This is a genomic window from Nocardia sp. NBC_00881 (genome assembly GCF_045207455.1).
GTDB lineage: Bacteria > Actinomycetota > Actinomycetes > Mycobacteriales > Mycobacteriaceae > Nocardia.
Window position 1 is genome coordinate 6033231 of the sequence record NZ_CP108798.1, and the last position, 15521, is coordinate 6048751.

General features: G+C 68.1%; 13 protein-coding genes. 5 read left to right on the forward strand and 8 right to left on the reverse strand.

Annotated elements, in window-relative coordinates:
- Positions 1 to 3: 3 nt before the first annotated feature.
- Complete coding sequence (locus tag OH799_RS25895; RefSeq protein WP_406269059.1) at positions 4 to 816, reverse strand: MerR family transcriptional regulator; 813 nt, start codon at positions 814 to 816, stop codon at positions 4 to 6.
- A gap of 49 nt (positions 817 to 865) precedes the next feature.
- The gene (locus tag OH799_RS25900) at positions 866 to 1447 is read right to left on the reverse strand and encodes a hypothetical protein (RefSeq protein WP_406269062.1); all 582 of its coding nucleotides are present in this window, start codon (positions 1445 to 1447) and stop codon (positions 866 to 868) included.
- Between the two features lie 230 nt (positions 1448 to 1677).
- Here OH799_RS25900 and OH799_RS25905 point away from each other — a divergent pair, with 230 nt between their 5' ends.
- Both OH799_RS25905 and recR read left to right on the forward strand, forming a co-directional pair.
- Complete coding sequence (locus OH799_RS25905) at positions 1678 to 2010, forward strand: YbaB/EbfC family nucleoid-associated protein (protein WP_357268295.1); 333 nt, start codon at positions 1678 to 1680, stop codon at positions 2008 to 2010.
- A 15-nt stretch (positions 2011 to 2025) separates the two neighbouring features.
- Positions 2026 to 2634 (forward strand): recombination mediator RecR, encoded by a 609-nt coding sequence (gene recR, locus OH799_RS25910; protein WP_357268297.1) that lies wholly within the window; start codon positions 2026 to 2028, stop codon positions 2632 to 2634.
- 191 nt (positions 2635 to 2825) lie between these two features.
- Here recR and OH799_RS25915 read toward each other — a convergent pair whose 3' ends face one another.
- Positions 2826 to 3470: a hypothetical protein gene (locus OH799_RS25915; protein WP_406269066.1), complete on the reverse strand. Its 645-nt coding sequence runs from the start codon at positions 3468 to 3470 to the stop codon at positions 2826 to 2828.
- A gap of 485 nt (positions 3471 to 3955) precedes the next feature.
- Between OH799_RS25915 and OH799_RS25920 the strand changes: the two genes are divergently transcribed.
- Positions 3956 to 6658 carry a circularly permuted type 2 ATP-grasp protein gene (locus OH799_RS25920; RefSeq protein ID WP_406282567.1) on the forward strand — a complete coding sequence of 901 codons (2703 nt, stop codon included), beginning with the start codon at positions 3956 to 3958 and terminating at the stop codon, positions 6656 to 6658.
- Positions 6655 to 7569, forward strand: a complete 915-nt coding sequence (locus OH799_RS25925; RefSeq protein WP_406269069.1) for a transglutaminase N-terminal domain-containing protein — start codon at positions 6655 to 6657, stop codon at positions 7567 to 7569. Before OH799_RS25920 ends, OH799_RS25925 begins: the two co-directional genes overlap by 4 nt.
- Positions 7570 to 7626: 57 nt before the next feature.
- Here the strand turns inward: OH799_RS25925 and OH799_RS25930 are convergent, their stop codons facing one another.
- The 4 genes from OH799_RS25930 to OH799_RS25945 all read right to left on the reverse strand — a co-directional run bounded on the left by OH799_RS25930 (position 7627) and on the right by OH799_RS25945 (position 12676).
- A complete protein-coding gene (locus OH799_RS25930) occupies positions 7627 to 8337 on the reverse strand; it encodes a type 1 glutamine amidotransferase (RefSeq protein ID WP_406269071.1) in 711 nt (236 codons plus the stop codon).
- Positions 8334 to 9572, reverse strand: coding sequence for a MurT ligase domain-containing protein (locus OH799_RS25935; protein WP_406269073.1), 1239 nt, complete (start codon positions 9570 to 9572; stop codon positions 8334 to 8336). Before OH799_RS25935 ends, OH799_RS25930 begins: the two co-directional genes overlap by 4 nt.
- Positions 9573 to 9755: 183 nt before the next feature.
- Entirely contained in the window at positions 9756 to 11438 is a 1683-nt protein-coding gene (locus OH799_RS25940) for an FAD-dependent oxidoreductase (RefSeq protein WP_406282569.1), read from the reverse strand.
- A gap of 227 nt (positions 11439 to 11665) precedes the next feature.
- The gene (locus OH799_RS25945) at positions 11666 to 12676 is read right to left on the reverse strand and encodes an EamA family transporter (protein ID WP_406269076.1); all 1011 of its coding nucleotides are present in this window, start codon (positions 12674 to 12676) and stop codon (positions 11666 to 11668) included.
- Between the two features lie 111 nt (positions 12677 to 12787).
- On the opposite strand from OH799_RS25945, the gene OH799_RS25950 reads away from it, so the two are divergent.
- Positions 12788 to 13687, forward strand: coding sequence for a LysR family transcriptional regulator (locus OH799_RS25950; protein ID WP_406282571.1), 900 nt, complete (start codon positions 12788 to 12790; stop codon positions 13685 to 13687).
- Positions 13688 to 13857: 170 nt separating this feature from the next.
- Here OH799_RS25950 and OH799_RS25955 read toward each other — a convergent pair whose 3' ends face one another.
- Entirely contained in the window at positions 13858 to 15489 is a 1632-nt protein-coding gene (locus tag OH799_RS25955; protein WP_406269079.1) for an AAA family ATPase, read from the reverse strand.
- Positions 15490 to 15521 lie beyond the last annotated feature (32 nt).

The window sequence follows — 15521 nt, forward strand, 5'->3', positions numbered from 1 at the left end:
TGATCACCGCAGGCCGATCGGCCAGCAGATTTCGGTCCGGTAGGTAGCCGGATCGTCGGAATGGTCCGGGCCGTGCAGATAGAGCTCCCTGATCGGCTCCGGCAGCATGATGTCGTGTTCGGCAACATGACTGCCCAGCGCCCCGTAGGTGCGGTCGAAATCGACGAACGGCCCGTCGTGCACGGCGACGGCGAAACGGCGAGTCGGCAAGTCGACCACCGAAAGTCCGCGTAGCAGTGCAGTATCCGCGTCGGCGATCGGGATGAATGCGACGACCTCGCCTTCGTCTTCCTCGAAGAACTCCGTGGAATACGTCGCGCCGGCGACGCCGACAGGCGCGATATCCGCCGCGGCCAGCTTGTGATACAGCATCGGGAACGTCGAGGCGCACCAGTCGCCGATCCGGACCTGTGGCACCACGGCGCCGACGGCGGCGGCGCGGAACGCGGGGACAGTGCGGTACGCCACGGTGATCGGCGGTGACGGCGACAGCAGCGCACGCAACGACGCCACTACTACGCGGGTGCGGGTCAGTTCCGCCTCCATCCGCGCCAGATGCGCTCGCAGCGCTTCGTCGCGGACGCCCTCGTCCGGCGCGGCGAGCACGGCCCGGATCTCCGGAAGCGGCATGTCCAACCCCCGCAGCCGCCGGATCAGCTGCGCCTGCGCCACCTGCGCCGTCGAGTACCGCCGGTAGCCCGAACTCGCGTCGACGTCGATCGGCGTGAGCAAATCGATCTCGTGGTAATACCGCAACGTCTTCACTGTGAGTTGACTCAGCCTGGAGAACTCCCCGATCGGGACGGTCGCTGTCATGGCCCCAGCCAACACCCTCCCCTACGGGATGGTCGAGAACGGCGGTTCGCTAGGCGAGGGCGAAGGTGAGCAACCGGGTGGTCTGGAGCGCGCCGCGCCACCATGAGTAGCCGAACCAGACGCCGGGTGTGACCTCGCGGATCTCGTCGTAGACCGGCGGCGTGGGCGACGGGGAGTAGTCGAGCGCCCAGGCCGGTTGGCCGTCGGTCAGGGCGGGCGCGCTGTAGACGTCGGCCTGCCAGGCCTCGATGCCCGCGCTCGTGACGCGGTTCGTCAGGTAACCACCATCGGGGCCGGTGTAGAAGATCTTGCCGAGCCACAGCCCAGGCGCGATGTCCTCCATGACCGGCGGGCTGGTTACCCAGCCGTCCTTCCTGCCCATCGGGACGGCGCCGAGGGGCGCATCGCGGAAAATGAGCTGCTGCTGGTCGGCCGAGCACCGGAAACGCAGCGAGTCGACGGTCATAGCCTTGTCGTCCGGGTAGAGCACGCAGCCGTCGCCGTAGTCCACGGCGGTCTGAGTGATAGCCGGGTCGGCGGAGGCCGCAGGGCCGCTGACGCCGAGGAAGATGGTGGGCGCGCCCAGCGTGAGCACCAGAGTGCTCAGCAGACGTGCTCGGTATGTACTCATCGCTTTGTCTCCACAATTGCCAAACTGGTCTCCCGACCCACCTTTCGATCGTAGAGACGATCTTGGTCGGGCATAACCCGGACTACCCAATCTGTTACCAGGCGTTGCGCGGAAGAAACCAAGACCGTGCGGGTCTTCGACCGGCGGGCCGGCGCGGCCGATGCCGCGCCGAAGGCCCGGTGCGGCAGGACTAGGCTGGCCGATAACCCATCCGCAGAGAGGAACATCCCGTGCAGCCCGGTGGTCAATTCGATATGCAGCAGTTACTCGCCCAGGCGCAGCAGATGCAGCAGGCGGTGATGGAAGCCCAGGCCGATATCGCGGCGACCGAGGTGGAGGGCGCGTCGGGCGGTGGCCTGGTGCAGGTCACCATCAAGGCGACCGGTGAAGTGGTGTCGCTGACCATCGACCCGAAGGCGGTCGACCCCGACGATGTGGAGACCCTGCAGGATCTGGTGATCGGCGCGATCAACGACGCGATGGCCAACGCGCAGCAGCTCGCATCCGAACGGCTCGGGCCGCTCTCTGGCGGCCTCGGCGGCGGTTCGCTGCCCGGTTTCTGAGCGAGGACACAGCAGTTGTACGAGGGTCCGGTTCAGGATCTGATCGATGAGTTGGGCAAACTGCCCGGCGTCGGTCCGAAGAGCGCGCAACGCATCGCCTTTCATCTCCTTCAAGTGGAGCCGCCGGAGATCGATCGATTGCAGGCCGCGCTGCAGAAGGTGCGCGACGGCGTGCAGTTCTGCGTGGTGTGCGGCACGGTCTCCGACGGCGAGCTGTGCCGTATCTGCGCCGACCCGCGCCGTGACCGCACCATGATCTGCGTGGTCGAGGAGCCCAAGGACGTGCAGGCGATCGAGCGCACCCGGGAGTTTCGTGGTCGTTACCATGTGCTCGGCGGCGCGCTCGATCCGCTCAGCGGCGTCGGACCCGACCAGCTACGGATCCGGGAGTTGTTGGCGCGTATCGGAAATCAGGAGGACGGCGTCGACGTCACCGAAGTGATCATCGCGACCGACCCGAATACCGAGGGTGAGGCCACCGCCACCTACCTGGTCCGGATGTTGCGCGACTTCCCCGGACTGAGCGTGACCAGGCTGGCCTCCGGCCTGCCGATGGGCGGTGATCTGGAGTTCGCCGACGAGCTGACGCTCGGTCGTGCGCTGTCGGGGCGCCGCGCGCTGTAACCCGCGGAACCTGGGCTCGGGCCCGCCGCCACACCTTCGCCGACCGCCTGGCCGTACGGAACCGTGAGCGACAGGTAGAAGGCGCCGTTCACGGCCGAGTCGTAGCGGATCGAAGTCGAAGCGGTCTCGCACCGTTGCTCGGGGAATCCCCGCTCAGGGTGTAGTGCCGAGCAACGGTGCGCGGCGATGTGTCACAGTTCGAGGCGGGTCCAAGGGAGGGTTTGCAGGCGAGTGCGGTCGTCGTTGGCCCAGCCCCAGATGAGGCTGGCTACGGTAGCCGGGTCGGGGACGGTGGTGCTGAAATGCTTGTCGGGGGACCCGTCGCGGTATTCGAGGGTGTACGCGCCCGACTTCTCTCGGTAGGTCTGGATGTAGAACTGTTCGCCGCGTTCGACGACCAGGTAGGGGTTCGGCGGGTCGAGTTCGGAAACCCACTGGTCGACGAGCGCTTTGGTGAGGTAGGGAAACTCGCCCGCGCCCCCGTGGGTGACGGTGGCAGGCACGTGACCCGCGGGATCCATCAGCCAGGCCAGCTGCGGGTCGTAGACGGCATAGCCACGCGGCGTCGCGAGTTCGAACAGGAGGTGGCGGACGAAGCCGATGGCGTCGTATGGGCACGGCACGTACAACACTGCTCCAGTCGGGGCGCCGCCCACCGGAACAGTGCTGAGGAAACCGTCCTCATCCGGTAGTTCCGCGTTGCGTCTGTCCAGCTCAGCCGCGATCTGGGCGACCACTCCCGACTCGGGGACCCCCTGCTGGGTACTCAGGTAGGCGTCGACCTCAGCGATCGACGACGCGACACCGGATGGCAGCAAGACGTGGTCATAACTCACCCGGCACAGGGTACGGAACTGCTCAGCTGGGCCGGCTGGCCACGTCGGCCCTTATGCACCGGCAGCTGCCCGCAAGGGCCCCGCAATCGACGACGAAGGTGTGTCGGGCGTGGTTCAGATCGATGCACTCCTCGTCAGTGCATTCGGCGATCCGGTTGACGTGCACGATCAGAGTGCCGTGGCAGTGGTCGGTGGTGGATTCACAGGACAAGCAACTTGACTTTCGCATATCACCTCCCGGACGAGATCGGTTCGTTATCCGGTCATACCACCCTTCCTGCCCGGGTGGTGTGACCAGCGCCCGCGTGTCATGGCAAATATCTGGCGATCGATGCTCGCGGGACCTTTCTGGCTACGTGCGAAAATGGCGGCACAGTACACCGACGCAGGTGCGCCTGGCATTCTCGATTCGCGCAGGGCTTGAACCACCTGGTCGACGACCTAGGGGCACGTCTAGTAGCGGAAGTGAGGTCGGCGCGGTGACAATGCGCGAGGACGCGCTTCGGGGGCAGGAAACCGGTCCGAGTGTGCGCGAGCAAGTGGCTGAGCAATTTGTGCGCTACCGCGCGGAGGGCGACGACACCGCCGCCTACGACGAATGCGGTCTCCCCACCGACGGCTACTACGACGAACTGGTCGATCCCAGTGGCAAGGTGCGGACCATGTGGTCGGAGCTGTCCGCCGATTTCGTCGAACTGGGCATCAGCGGCCTCGGCAGGCTGGACAACAGAGTGCGCAGGCTGATCGAGGACGACGGCATCACCTACACCGAGGTCGGGGCGGTGGAGAACTCCACTCTGACGCCGTGGCGGCTCGATCCGATCCCGTTGCTGGTCTCCGCGGATGATTGGGCCCGGCTGGAAGCCGGGCTGGTGCAGCGTTCCCAAGTGCTCGACGAGGTGCTCACCGACATCTACGGGCCGCGCAGGACAGTCGCCTCGGGGCTGCTTCCACCGGAGGTGGTGTTCGGCCACACCGGTTACGTGCGGGCCGCGCACGGCATCACGGTCCCGGGACGGCATCAGCTGTTCCTGCACGCCTGTGATATCAGCCGTTGGAGCGACGGGCAGTTCCGTGCGATCGCCGATTGGGCGCAGGCGCCGTCCGGCGTCGGTTACGCGCTGGCGGATCGCCATGTCGTTTCGACGGCGGTCCCGGAGGCGTTCGAGCATTCCAATCCACGCCCCCTGACACCCTTCGCCAGGGCCATGCGATCGATGCTGATCGAGTCGGCACAGACCGACGACGACCCGGTGGTAGTGGTGCTCAGCCCCGGTGTGCATTCCGAGACCGCGTTCGATCAGGCCCATCTGGCGTCGATGCTGGGCTTTCCGATGGTGGAGAGCGCGGATCTGGTGGTGCGCGACGGTGCGCTGTGGATGCGATCACTCGGTACGCTCGAGCGGGTCGACGTGGTATTGCGGCGGGTGGACGCCGAGTTCTCCGACCCGCTCGACCTGCGATCGGATTCGCGGCTCGGCGTCGCGGGACTCGTCGAGGTGCTGCGTCGCGGGGCGGCGACCGTAGTGAACACGCTCGGCAGCGGACTGCTGGAGAATCCGGCGCTGGCCGGCTTCCTGCCCGGGCTGTCGCGCGCGCTGCTCGGCGAGGATCTGTTGCTGGAGAGCGCGCCGTCGTACTGGGGCGGCGATGACAGCGAGCGCACCCATCTGATCGCGAACATGGACAAGTTGATCATCCGCTCGACGGTCGACGGCACCACGGTCTTCGGACCGGGGCTGAATCGGAACCAGCGTGACGAACTGAGGGCCAGGATCGATGCGCGCGGGTGGCAGTGGGTCGGCCGGGAACCGGCGCAGTTCTCCGTCGCTCCGGCGGTGCGGGGCAACGGTGGACTCGCTGCGGCGCCGGTCGCCATCCGGCTGTTCTCGCTGGCCCGCCGTGCCGGCTACACGGCGATGTCCGGCGGTCTCGGCCGGTTGCGGCAGCGCACGATTCCCGACCGTGCGGTGCTCGAGATCGCCGCCAAGGACATCTGGGTCCGGGCCGCGCCCACGCCCGCCGCCGCGATCGGCACCGAGCCGCCGCGCGAGGAACGCGGACGGCGCGGCGTCCCGGTCGTGGAGGCGGTCCGCTCCCCGCGCGTCCTCAACGACCTGTTCTGGATGGGCCGCTACGGCGAACGCGCGGAGGCCGCTGCTCGCCTCCTGATCGCCACCCACAACTGCTACCAGGACTTTCATTACCGGCCCTGGCTGGAGGGCGCGGACGCGCTGCCGATTCTCCTGGCCGCCGTGGCACACACCACCGCCACCATCGCGCCGACGAAGGTCCGATTCGGTTCGGAGTCGCAAACCCTTGCGGCGCAGCAGAATTCCGCGCGACTTGACACTGGCGCCGTGGTGGGCGGCGCGGTCGGGGGAGCCTCGCGGGCGGGACATGACTACCTCGTTGCGCTGACGATCGATCGGGAGTTGCCCGGATCGCTGGCTTTCGCGATCGATCGGTACGGCAGCGCGGCGCGCGCCGTGCGCGACCAGCTGTCGGCGGACACTTGGATGATCCTCAGCGCTGTCGATCGGGCACTGGCCGAGTACCGCGCAGCGGCCGGCGACCAGGAGGCCGAGCTGTCGGAGGTGCATTCGCTGACCCTCGCCGCGCTGCTCGCTCTGTCCGGAATCGGCGCGGAGTCGCTGGTGCGCGATACCGGCTGGTACGTCATGGACATCGGCAAGCGGATCGAGCGCGGGCTGGCCCTGACCTCGGTGCTGTCGGCCGCGCTCACCCGAACGTATCCGGAGGAGATCGAGCGGGTGGTCACCGAATGGGTGCTGCACGCCACCGAGTCGTCAGGGAGTTACCGTCGGCGACATCGGGATTCGGTACGTATCTCGGCGGTCACCGGGCTGCTGCTATTCGACACCGGCCACCCGCGGTCGCTGGTCTACCAGCTGGACCGGATCGATGCCGGATTCCACGCGCTGCCCGGCACATCGACATCGTCGCGCCCGCAGCGATTACTCACGGACGCGCAACGCATGCTGCGCCGCCTCGATCCCGACGATCTCGAGGTCACCGACGAGGACGGCAGACGAACCGAACTGGCCGAGCTCCTGGAGGGAGTGCACTTTCGGTTACGCAAGGTGGCCGAATCATTCGAAACCACGAGACTGTCGCTACCGGTGGGCATCCAGCCGCTGTGGGGTAGCACGCGGGTCGTCGGATGATCGGCCGCGACGGTTCTACCCGGCGCTACCTGGTGAAGCACCGCACCGCGTACTCGTACTCCGACGAGGTCACCACCTCCTACGGGCGTGCGTATCTGACGCCGCGTGATTTCCCCGGCCAGCGGGTCCTCGCGCACGACATCCACATCGACCCGGCGCCGTCGGATCGGTCGATCGGCGCGGACGTGTACGGCAACATCGCCTCCTATTTCCACGTAACCGCGGAACATCGCAACCTCGTCATCACCGGCGAGTCCCTCGTCGAGGTGGACGCGCCCGACCGCGACCCGACCGGACCTGCCGTCGAGCCGTGGGAGAAGGCCCGCCCAACCAGCGCCAACGGACCACTTGCCGTGGAATTCGCCCTCGACCTGCACCCGCCGGAGATCACGCATGAGGTCGTCGCGTACGCGGCCGAATCCCTCACTCCCGGCAGGCCGCTGCTAGCGGCGGTGGCCGAGCTGAACACCCGCGTCTACACCGATTTCACCTACCGGTCCGGATCCACCACGGTGTCCACCAGGGTGACCGACGTGCTCGCGGCACGCTCGGGCGTCTGCCAGGACTTCGCGCGCATCGGCGTCGCCTGCCTGCGGTCGCATGGTCTCGCCGCCAGGTATGTCTCCGGCTATCTGGCCACCGACCCACCGCCGGGCAAGGAACGCATGATCGGCGCCGACGCCACGCACGCCTGGACGTCGGTGTGGGTGCCGGGCGACGACGAGCACGACCGTGCCGGCCGCTGGATCGACTTCGACCCAACCAACGACCAGTTCGGCGACGAGCGGTACATCACCGTCGCATGGGGTCGTGATTACGGCGATGTGCCTCCGCTACGCGGGATCATCTACACCCACGCGAAAGACAGCACAATTGCCGTTTCGGTCGACGTCTCTCCGGTGGCGGTGTAGCCGGCATGGTGACCTGATTCGGCCGTGCCGGAGGCTCACCGGTCCGGACGCCGCGGCTCAGGCGCGCAGGCGTTCGCGGCGCAGCCGGTCGACCTCGGGAAGCTCCAGCGGCGCCAGCTCGGTGACACCGAGCGCGCGCATCAGCAGCAGGTCGGCCAGTTCGGGGTTGCGGGCCAGCGCGGGGCCGTGCATGTAGGTGCCGATCACCGATCCCTGCACGACGCCCTCTGTTCCATCGCCGACGCCGTTGCCGACGCCGCGGCTGACCCGGGCGAGGGCAGTCGCCTCGCCGCCGAGTTTCGTTCCGCCACGGTGATTTTCGAAGCCGGTGAGCGAAGTGGTGAGCCCGGGCGGCAACGGAGTTGTGGTGACCTCGCCGATGGCGCGCTTGTGCTGCGGCGACGTGGTGACGTCGATCAGTCCGACGCCGTCCACCCGCTCACCCCCTGAGGTCTCGTACCAGTGGCCGAGCACCTGAATGGCCGCGCAGATCGCCAGCACCGGAGCACCTTTCGCGGCCGCCTGCTGCAAGCCGGGGTAGCGGCGCAGGTGCCGAGTGGCCAGACGCTGCGCGGAATCCTCCGCGCCGCCGAGGGTGTAGATGTCCAGCGACTCCGGAACCGGTTCGGGCAGGGTGATTTCGACGATCTCGGCGTCGTAGCCGCGCAGGCGCAGGCGCTGGCGCAGGACGAGTGCGTTGCCGCCGTCGCCGTAGGTGCCCATCACGTCCGGCAGCACCAGACCGATGCGAATTGTCGACTGGCTCATGCCGTCCGCTCCTCGAGGTCACGGTTGAGATCACGGAACGCGGTGTAGTTCGCCAGCACCTCGACATGGCCGGCGGGGCAGGAGGCGATGGCATGCAAGGGATCCGGCACCGTGGTGTGCTCGACGCCCGCGTAGGTGAGTCGGACCGCGAGGTCGGTGGCCCGCTCGCCGGCGGCCACCACGTGAACGCCTTCGAAGTGCTCGAACCGCACATCCCACAGCCAGGAAAGATCCTCACCGTCGGGTACCTGGCCGTTCACCGCGATCACCAGGCCCGCCGAGGTCGGCTCGATCATCGACAGCGCCTCCTGCCAGCCCGCCGGGTTCTTCGCCAGCAGCAGACGAGCGTCGTGCTCGCCGACCTGCACCGTCCGGTATCGGCCCGCGATCTCGCGCACCGTGCCCGCGGCTGCCACGGCCTGCCCCGCATCGGCGCCGAGCGCGACGGCCGCGGCCACCGCCTGCGTCGCGTTGCCGCGGTTGGCCCGGCCGGGCAGGGCAAGGTGCAACGGGAACCGCACGCCGGCCGGGCCGACCAGGTCCTGCTCGTCGAGCCACCAATCTGGTTGCGGCCGTTCGAAATCCGTCCCTGTGCTGCGCCAGTGCGCGCCCTCCCAGATGATCGGCTCACCGCTGCGCGGACAGCTGGTCGCGTCCATCGCCCATCCGCTGCCCGCGGCGACCCACACCACGTTGGGATGGTCGTAGGCGATAGAGGTGACCAGAACGTCGTCGCAGTTCGCGATCACCACTGTCGCGGGGTGCTTTGCCAGGCCCGCGCGTAGCCTGCGCTCGATCATGTTGATCTCGCCGACCCGGTCGAGTTGGTCGCGGCTGAGATTCAGCAGCACCACCGCCGAGGGGTTCAGCGCGTCGGTGACATGCGGCAGGTGCAGTTCGTCTACCTCGATGGCAGCCAGCGGCGCGCGCCGATGCGCGTTCAGTGCGGCGACGATGCCCGCATCCATGTTGGCGCCGTCGGCCTGGGTCGCGACCTCGCCGAGTGTGCTGAGCGCGGCGGTGGTCATCCTGGTGGTGGTGGACTTGCCGTTCGTGCCGGTCACCAGCACCGTGCGGCGCTGACGTCCGAGCTGGTCCATGACCGTCGGGTCGATCTTCAACGCGATCAGGCCGCCGATCATCGAACCCTTGCCGCGACCCGCCTTCTGCGACGCCCACGACGCCGCGGCCGCGGCCGTCAGCGCGAGCCGGCCGCGCACCGATATGTCTGCCACGTCGCGAGTCTATGTTCGCCCCGTGATCCGGGCGCGCCGCGGTCCGGTGGTTCGGTTTATGACGGCTCAGTCGAGGTAGAGCTCGGCCTCGTGATTCTCCGGCGCGTAGTAGCGCTCCAGCCCTCCCGACCGCCTCGGTGATGTTCGTCTGCACCTTTTCGACCAGGGAGGAATGGTGCGGTGTCAGATCGGTATGTCGAACATGTTCGGCTGTCCCGCCGCGTACCGGTCGGCGTCGATCCCGCGCAGCGCCTCCAGTTCGGGCGCGCGGTAGAGCGTGAACATCCGGCAGCGTTCCGCGTTCGAGCCTGCCACGTCCAGCAGCGCGTTCACCGCCGCGCGTGCGGATTCGTTGGCGCCCTCCATCGTGGCCAGATCGACGTTCGTGCGCACGTAATCGCCTGCCAGGAACAGGTTTTCCAGCGCGCCGTGCGGTTCCGGCCGGTACTCCCACGAACCGGCCGTGTTGATCAGCAGGGGGTCGGCGTTGGCGTTGCGCCGCTGCCCCTCCTGCCAGGTGATGCCCGGGTCGAGGAACCAGGAGTGCAGGTCGGTGTCGCGGAGCACTTCGCCTCGGTCGTCGAGATGGGCCTTTATCTGGGCCCAGGCCTCGCGGGCGACCTCCTCGTGCGTGCACTCCTTGGCCGTCTTGCCGAACAGCATGCCGGGGGAGTTCCAGTCGGAGATGTCCACGGAGAGGCAGTCCTGCACGGTGCCGTCACCGAACTCGGTGAGTTTCCGGCTCCACAACTGGTTCTGGGCGATCGAGGTGAGCGACCACGGCGCGTCGATGTAGGCGGTATGGCCGCGGGAGATATCGGCCGGTCGGCGCAGATAGAACTGGATGCCGTTCATCCAGTCGGTGAACAGTCCGTCCATCGCGGCCAATTCCGGCCACACGGCCAGCACCTGCGGTGACCACAGCGTGCGAGCCTGCTCGGCGGACAGCGCGACGACGAAGTAGTCGGCGTCGACGGTGCGCTGGACGCCTGTCTCGTCCACGATGCGTGCCGCGGTGATCCTGCGGTCACGCACCTCTAGCCCGCGGACCTCGGCGCCGAGCACGAATTGCCCGCCGAGATCGCGGACCCGCGCGACCCACGGATCGATCCAGACCGCGTTGGTCGGGCCGTTCAGCACCCGGTCCAAGGCGCCGTCGTTGCCGATCTGGAACGGATTGCCGAGGAACTGCTCACCCATGGTGCCGATGGTGCGGACGCTTGCCACGTCCTCCTTCGCGGCGACCATGATGCTGGTGAGAGTGCGCGAGAGCAATGCGCGGAACTCGTGCGAGCGCGCGTGTCCGCCGACGAAGTCGCGCCAGGACGTGTGCTCCCACTGGCCATGGCGGCGGGCATCACAGCTGGTGTTGAACACCAGCAGCCGGTCGGCGAAGTAGAGTCCCTCGTCGGCCGGCATTTTCAGCGCGGTGGCCAATGCCGCGCCGAGTGTTTCGCGGAAGCTTTCCGGGCTGAACTCGGCGCGGGCGCGTGGACCGAGCGGGAGGCGGAAGTCGTCGCCGTCGCGCCGGGCGAACCGTGCCTCGGGTGCCGGGACAAGATTGTTCCAGACGCCGTTCGGGTTGCCCTGGAACGGGATTCGGCGCATGGTGTCCGGCACATGCTGATAGAAACCGGGGAAGAAGCGAAAGCCGTGCTCGCCGGGCAGGTCCGGTCTTCCTCCCGACCCGGTGCCAGGTACCGGAACGCTGCGCGCTTTGCCACCCCACGCGCGTCTGTCGTAGATCGTGACCTGGAATCCGCGCTCGACCAGCTCGTGCGCCGCGGTCAGTCCCGCGACTCCGCCACCGAGGACCGCGACCCGCCTGCCGCTCGGACTCGCCTCGGCAAGGGTCGGCCTCAGCATGCTTGCCGTCAGCGCCCCCGTTGTTGCCACCCCCGCCGCAACCGTTCCACGAAGCAGTGCCCTCCGCGATACGGGCCACCGATTTTCTGCCATGCGCTGATCTGCTGCCTAGCCTTTGGTACCAATTTCCACGCCGGCCACTACTGTAAGGCCGAGTGATCCTCGGTTCATGTCGACCCCGCGAACCGGTAGGTGGGCATGCGGAATCGGTGTTGTGGACCACAACATCAGGATTTCGAGCCCGGATCCGGTCGCCCGCGCGACGCGAGGGCGCCTGCTCGGCCCGCTGCCGGTCGGCCCGAAGCGACGAGGACTGCCGTCGGCGAGGGGGCCACCACCGCGGCGTGCTCCTCGGCGGTGCGCGGCTTGTTCGAGGTGGCGGCGAAGGCACCCGCGATGACGACGCCGCCGCCGACCAGCGACAGCGGGGTCGGAACCTCGCCGAGGAAGACCCAGGCGGCGGCGATCCCGACGACCGGAACGAGCAGAGAGAAGGGCGCGACCATCCCGGCCGGATAGCGGCCCATCAGGTACGTCCACAGCCCGGTGCCGACAACCGTGGCCAGGACGGCGATGTAGCTCAACGCCACCAGGGCCGGCAGACCCGCGACCGAGAACGAGTCGGCCAGTGCGCGCAGGCCGGTGGTCGGCCCTTCGGCGAACGCGGAAAGGGCGAACATAGGCAACGGAGGAACGGCGGTGGTCCACAGCATCAGGTGCAACGGGTTGACGCCGGGGGATTCGGTGCCGGCCAGGCGCGCGCCGATATTGCCGAATGCCCAGCCGAGCCCGCCGGCGAGGGTTAGCAGCACTGGCAGCAGGGTGGCGTGTTCCAGTCGATCCCAGCCGATCACCGCCATGCCCGCGACCGCGACGGCGATACCGGCGGTCTGCACCGGCCGGATCCGCTCACGCAGGAATAGCGCACCGAGCAGCACGGTGAACGGCGCGGAGGATTGCAGCACCAGCGAGGCGAGTCCGGTCGGCATCCCCACCCGCATAGCGGTGAACAGAAACGCGAACTGCAGGATGCCGAAACCGATGCCGTACAACATGATCCAGCGGACCCGGATGCGCGGGCGCGGGATGAACAGCAGCGCGGGGACCGCGAGTACCGCGAAGCGCAGTGCGGCGAAGAAGAACGGCGGGAAGTGGTTGAGCCCTACTCGGATGGCGAGGAAATTGAGCCCCCAGAGCAGGACGACAGTGAGTCCGAGCAGGCGGTCGCGATTGGTCACACCTTTTATGGTGGGTTCGATGAATCATCAGAACAATCGAATAAATGTGCATGATCAATGTAGCATCGCTTAATGGTTTCGTCAGCAGAACCGGCCGCGCCTGGGCCGCCGATGTCGCTGGAGCGGCTGCGTGTGCTGCGCGAACTCGCCGATCGTGGAACCGTCGTCGCCGTCGCCGCCGCGCTGTCGATGACCCCGTCGGCGGTGTCACAGCAGCTCAAGGTGCTGGCCGGGGAGGCGGGCGTCGCCCTGCTCGAACCCGACGGTAGGCGGGTCCGGCTCACCGACGCGGGCCGCGCGTTGGTGATGCGCGCCGACGAGGTGCTCGCGGCGATGGATCGCGCGGTCGCCGAAATGGCGCACTACCGCGGCTCGCCGCGTGGCCGGGTGCGCGTCGCGGTGTTTCCCTCGGGCGGCGCGCTGCTGCTGCCGCATGTACTGCCCGGCATGGCAGACAGCGGTGTCGACGTAATCGCACGGGACGAGGATGTGCCCCCGTCCGATGTGACGCGGCTACTCGCCGACTACGACGTCGTGCTGACCCATCGCGACGAGCGCGCCGCGCCGATCGCGGACCCGCGCGTCGCGACCCGGGTGCTCATGCGCGAACCCATCGATGTCGTCGCGGCGCCGACACATCGGCTCGCGGGCCGCACAGCCGTCGCGCCGGAGGAACTGGCCGACGAGACGTGGCTGAGCGTACGCGGCGGTTTCCCGGTCGACGACGTGCTCCGCTCGATCGCCACCATAACCGGAGTGCAACCGCGAATTGCACAGCGCCTCAATGATTTCCGTGTCATCGAAGCCATGGTGGCCACGGGCTACGGTGTCGCGCTGATGCCGCGCTACGCGGTGGGAGATCCGGATCTGTCGGTGCTGCGCCTCTCGGGTGTCCGCGCCGCCCGCAAGTACGAACTGGCGACCAGGTCGCGTGCCGACGGCCGTCCGGCCATCGCCGCCGTGCTCGCGGCCTTCGAGTCGGCAGCCGCGATCGTGACGGCGGATGCTTGATGGACCCAGTCGAATGACGTCCGCCCGCAGCCTGCGCCGTGCCGAGCGAAGGCAGCCATATATCAGACACAGCGGGACTGTCTCCGCCGGCAGACTCCTAGCCGTGCAGCGGTACTCGCGGCCTGAGGCCGGTCGGCCTGCTGGGCGTCAGGTCAGCCCTGCGCCCGGGATCACATCCCGGGCGGCCCCTGATACCGGTAAGGATGCTGCGGCTGCGAGCCTATGTACTCGAAATCATCGGCGACCATCGCCGCCAGCTCCAGCAGCGCTCGCTGCGTCGGCTTGCTCACCAGCTCGAGATCGATCTCCGCGCCCTCGGCGAGGTGGTCGTCGAACGGCACCACCTGCACCGCGCGGGTGCGGTCGAGGAACAGCTTGCGCAGCTGGTCGAGGTCCACGGTGGACGCGCCACGCCGTGAGGCGTTCACCACCACGACGGTGCGCTCGACCAAGTTGCGGTACCCGTGGTGGTCGAGCCAGTCCAGCGTGGCCGATGCGCTACGCGCGCCATCGATCGCGGGCGAGGTGACCAGCACCAGCGAACTGGCCATATCCAGCACGCCCGCCATCGCCGAGTGCATCAGGCCGGTGCCGCAGTCGGTCAGGATGATGTTGTAGAACGACTGAAGTACGCCGATCGCCTTGCGGTAGTCCGCCTCGCTGAAAGCCTCGGAGACCGCCGGATCCTGTTCGCTGGCAAGCACTTCCAGTCGGCTCGGCGCCTGCGAGGTGTGTGCCCGCACGTCCGAGTACCTGCTGATGTGCTCGTCCTCGAGCAGGTTGCGCACGGTGGAGCGGGTCTGCCGCGGCACCCGGTGCGCAAGCGTGCCCAGGTCGGGGTTGGCGTCGATCGCGATGACCCGATCACCGCGCAGCGACGCGAATGTGGAGCCGAGGCCGACCGTGGTGGTGGTCTTGCCGACGCCGCCCTTCAGCGAGAGGATCGCGATCCGGTAGTCACCGCGGACCGGCTGGTTCACCCGCTCGACGAGGTCGCGGTAGACGAGGTCGGCCGCCGACTCACCCGGGTTGATCATGCCGCCGGAGGCCTTGTGCACTGCGCGGCGCCACCCGCTGCGCGGCGCCCTGCGGGCCCGTTTGAGCAGGTTCAGATCATTCACCGAGTGTCCCGGCTGGCCGGGCTGCTGCACATGCTGTGGCTGGAACGGCTGCGCGGGCTGCTGCGGATTCGGACCGCCTTGTCCGCCTTGCCAACTCGGGCCCGGTGGCTGTCCGACCGGAGGTGGCGGCTGATAGGCGGGCGGCGGTGGCTGATGCGTCACCGGCGGAGGAGGCGGCGCCCAGCTGTAGATCGGACCGCTCGGCTGATCTGGCTGTGGCGCAACGGCCTCCGGAGGTGGGGTGTCCTGGGGCACCCGCCGGACCAGGCCATCGTTACCGATCTCCTGCTGGAAGTACTCGTTGTAACCGGGGTTCGGCCCCTGCGGCTCCGTTGGCGGGGCACTGGGGTGGCTACCGCTCTGGCCGGACGGCTGGAAAGCGCCGGCCGCGTACGGCTCCGCCGGGAACGTCGGCTGCGTGTACGGACCGGAGTTCGGCTGGGCGTACTGGTCATAAGATTCGGGGCCGAGCAACGGGCCATAGCCCTGTGCGGGACCTGCCGCCTGCGGGTAGGCCGTGGTCTGATCCATCGAACCGTGCGGCTCGGGCGGTCCCTGATCGGCGTCCGGCTGGTCGGGCGCATCCGCCACGTCGGTTTCCTTCACTTCCGCGCCGCCAGCTTGCTCGGTCGACGGGTCGGCGGTCGATGACTCCGCCCCGGTGACGTCGGCCGTGTCCACGGAATGACTCTGCAGCCAGGGCGGAGAGGTTG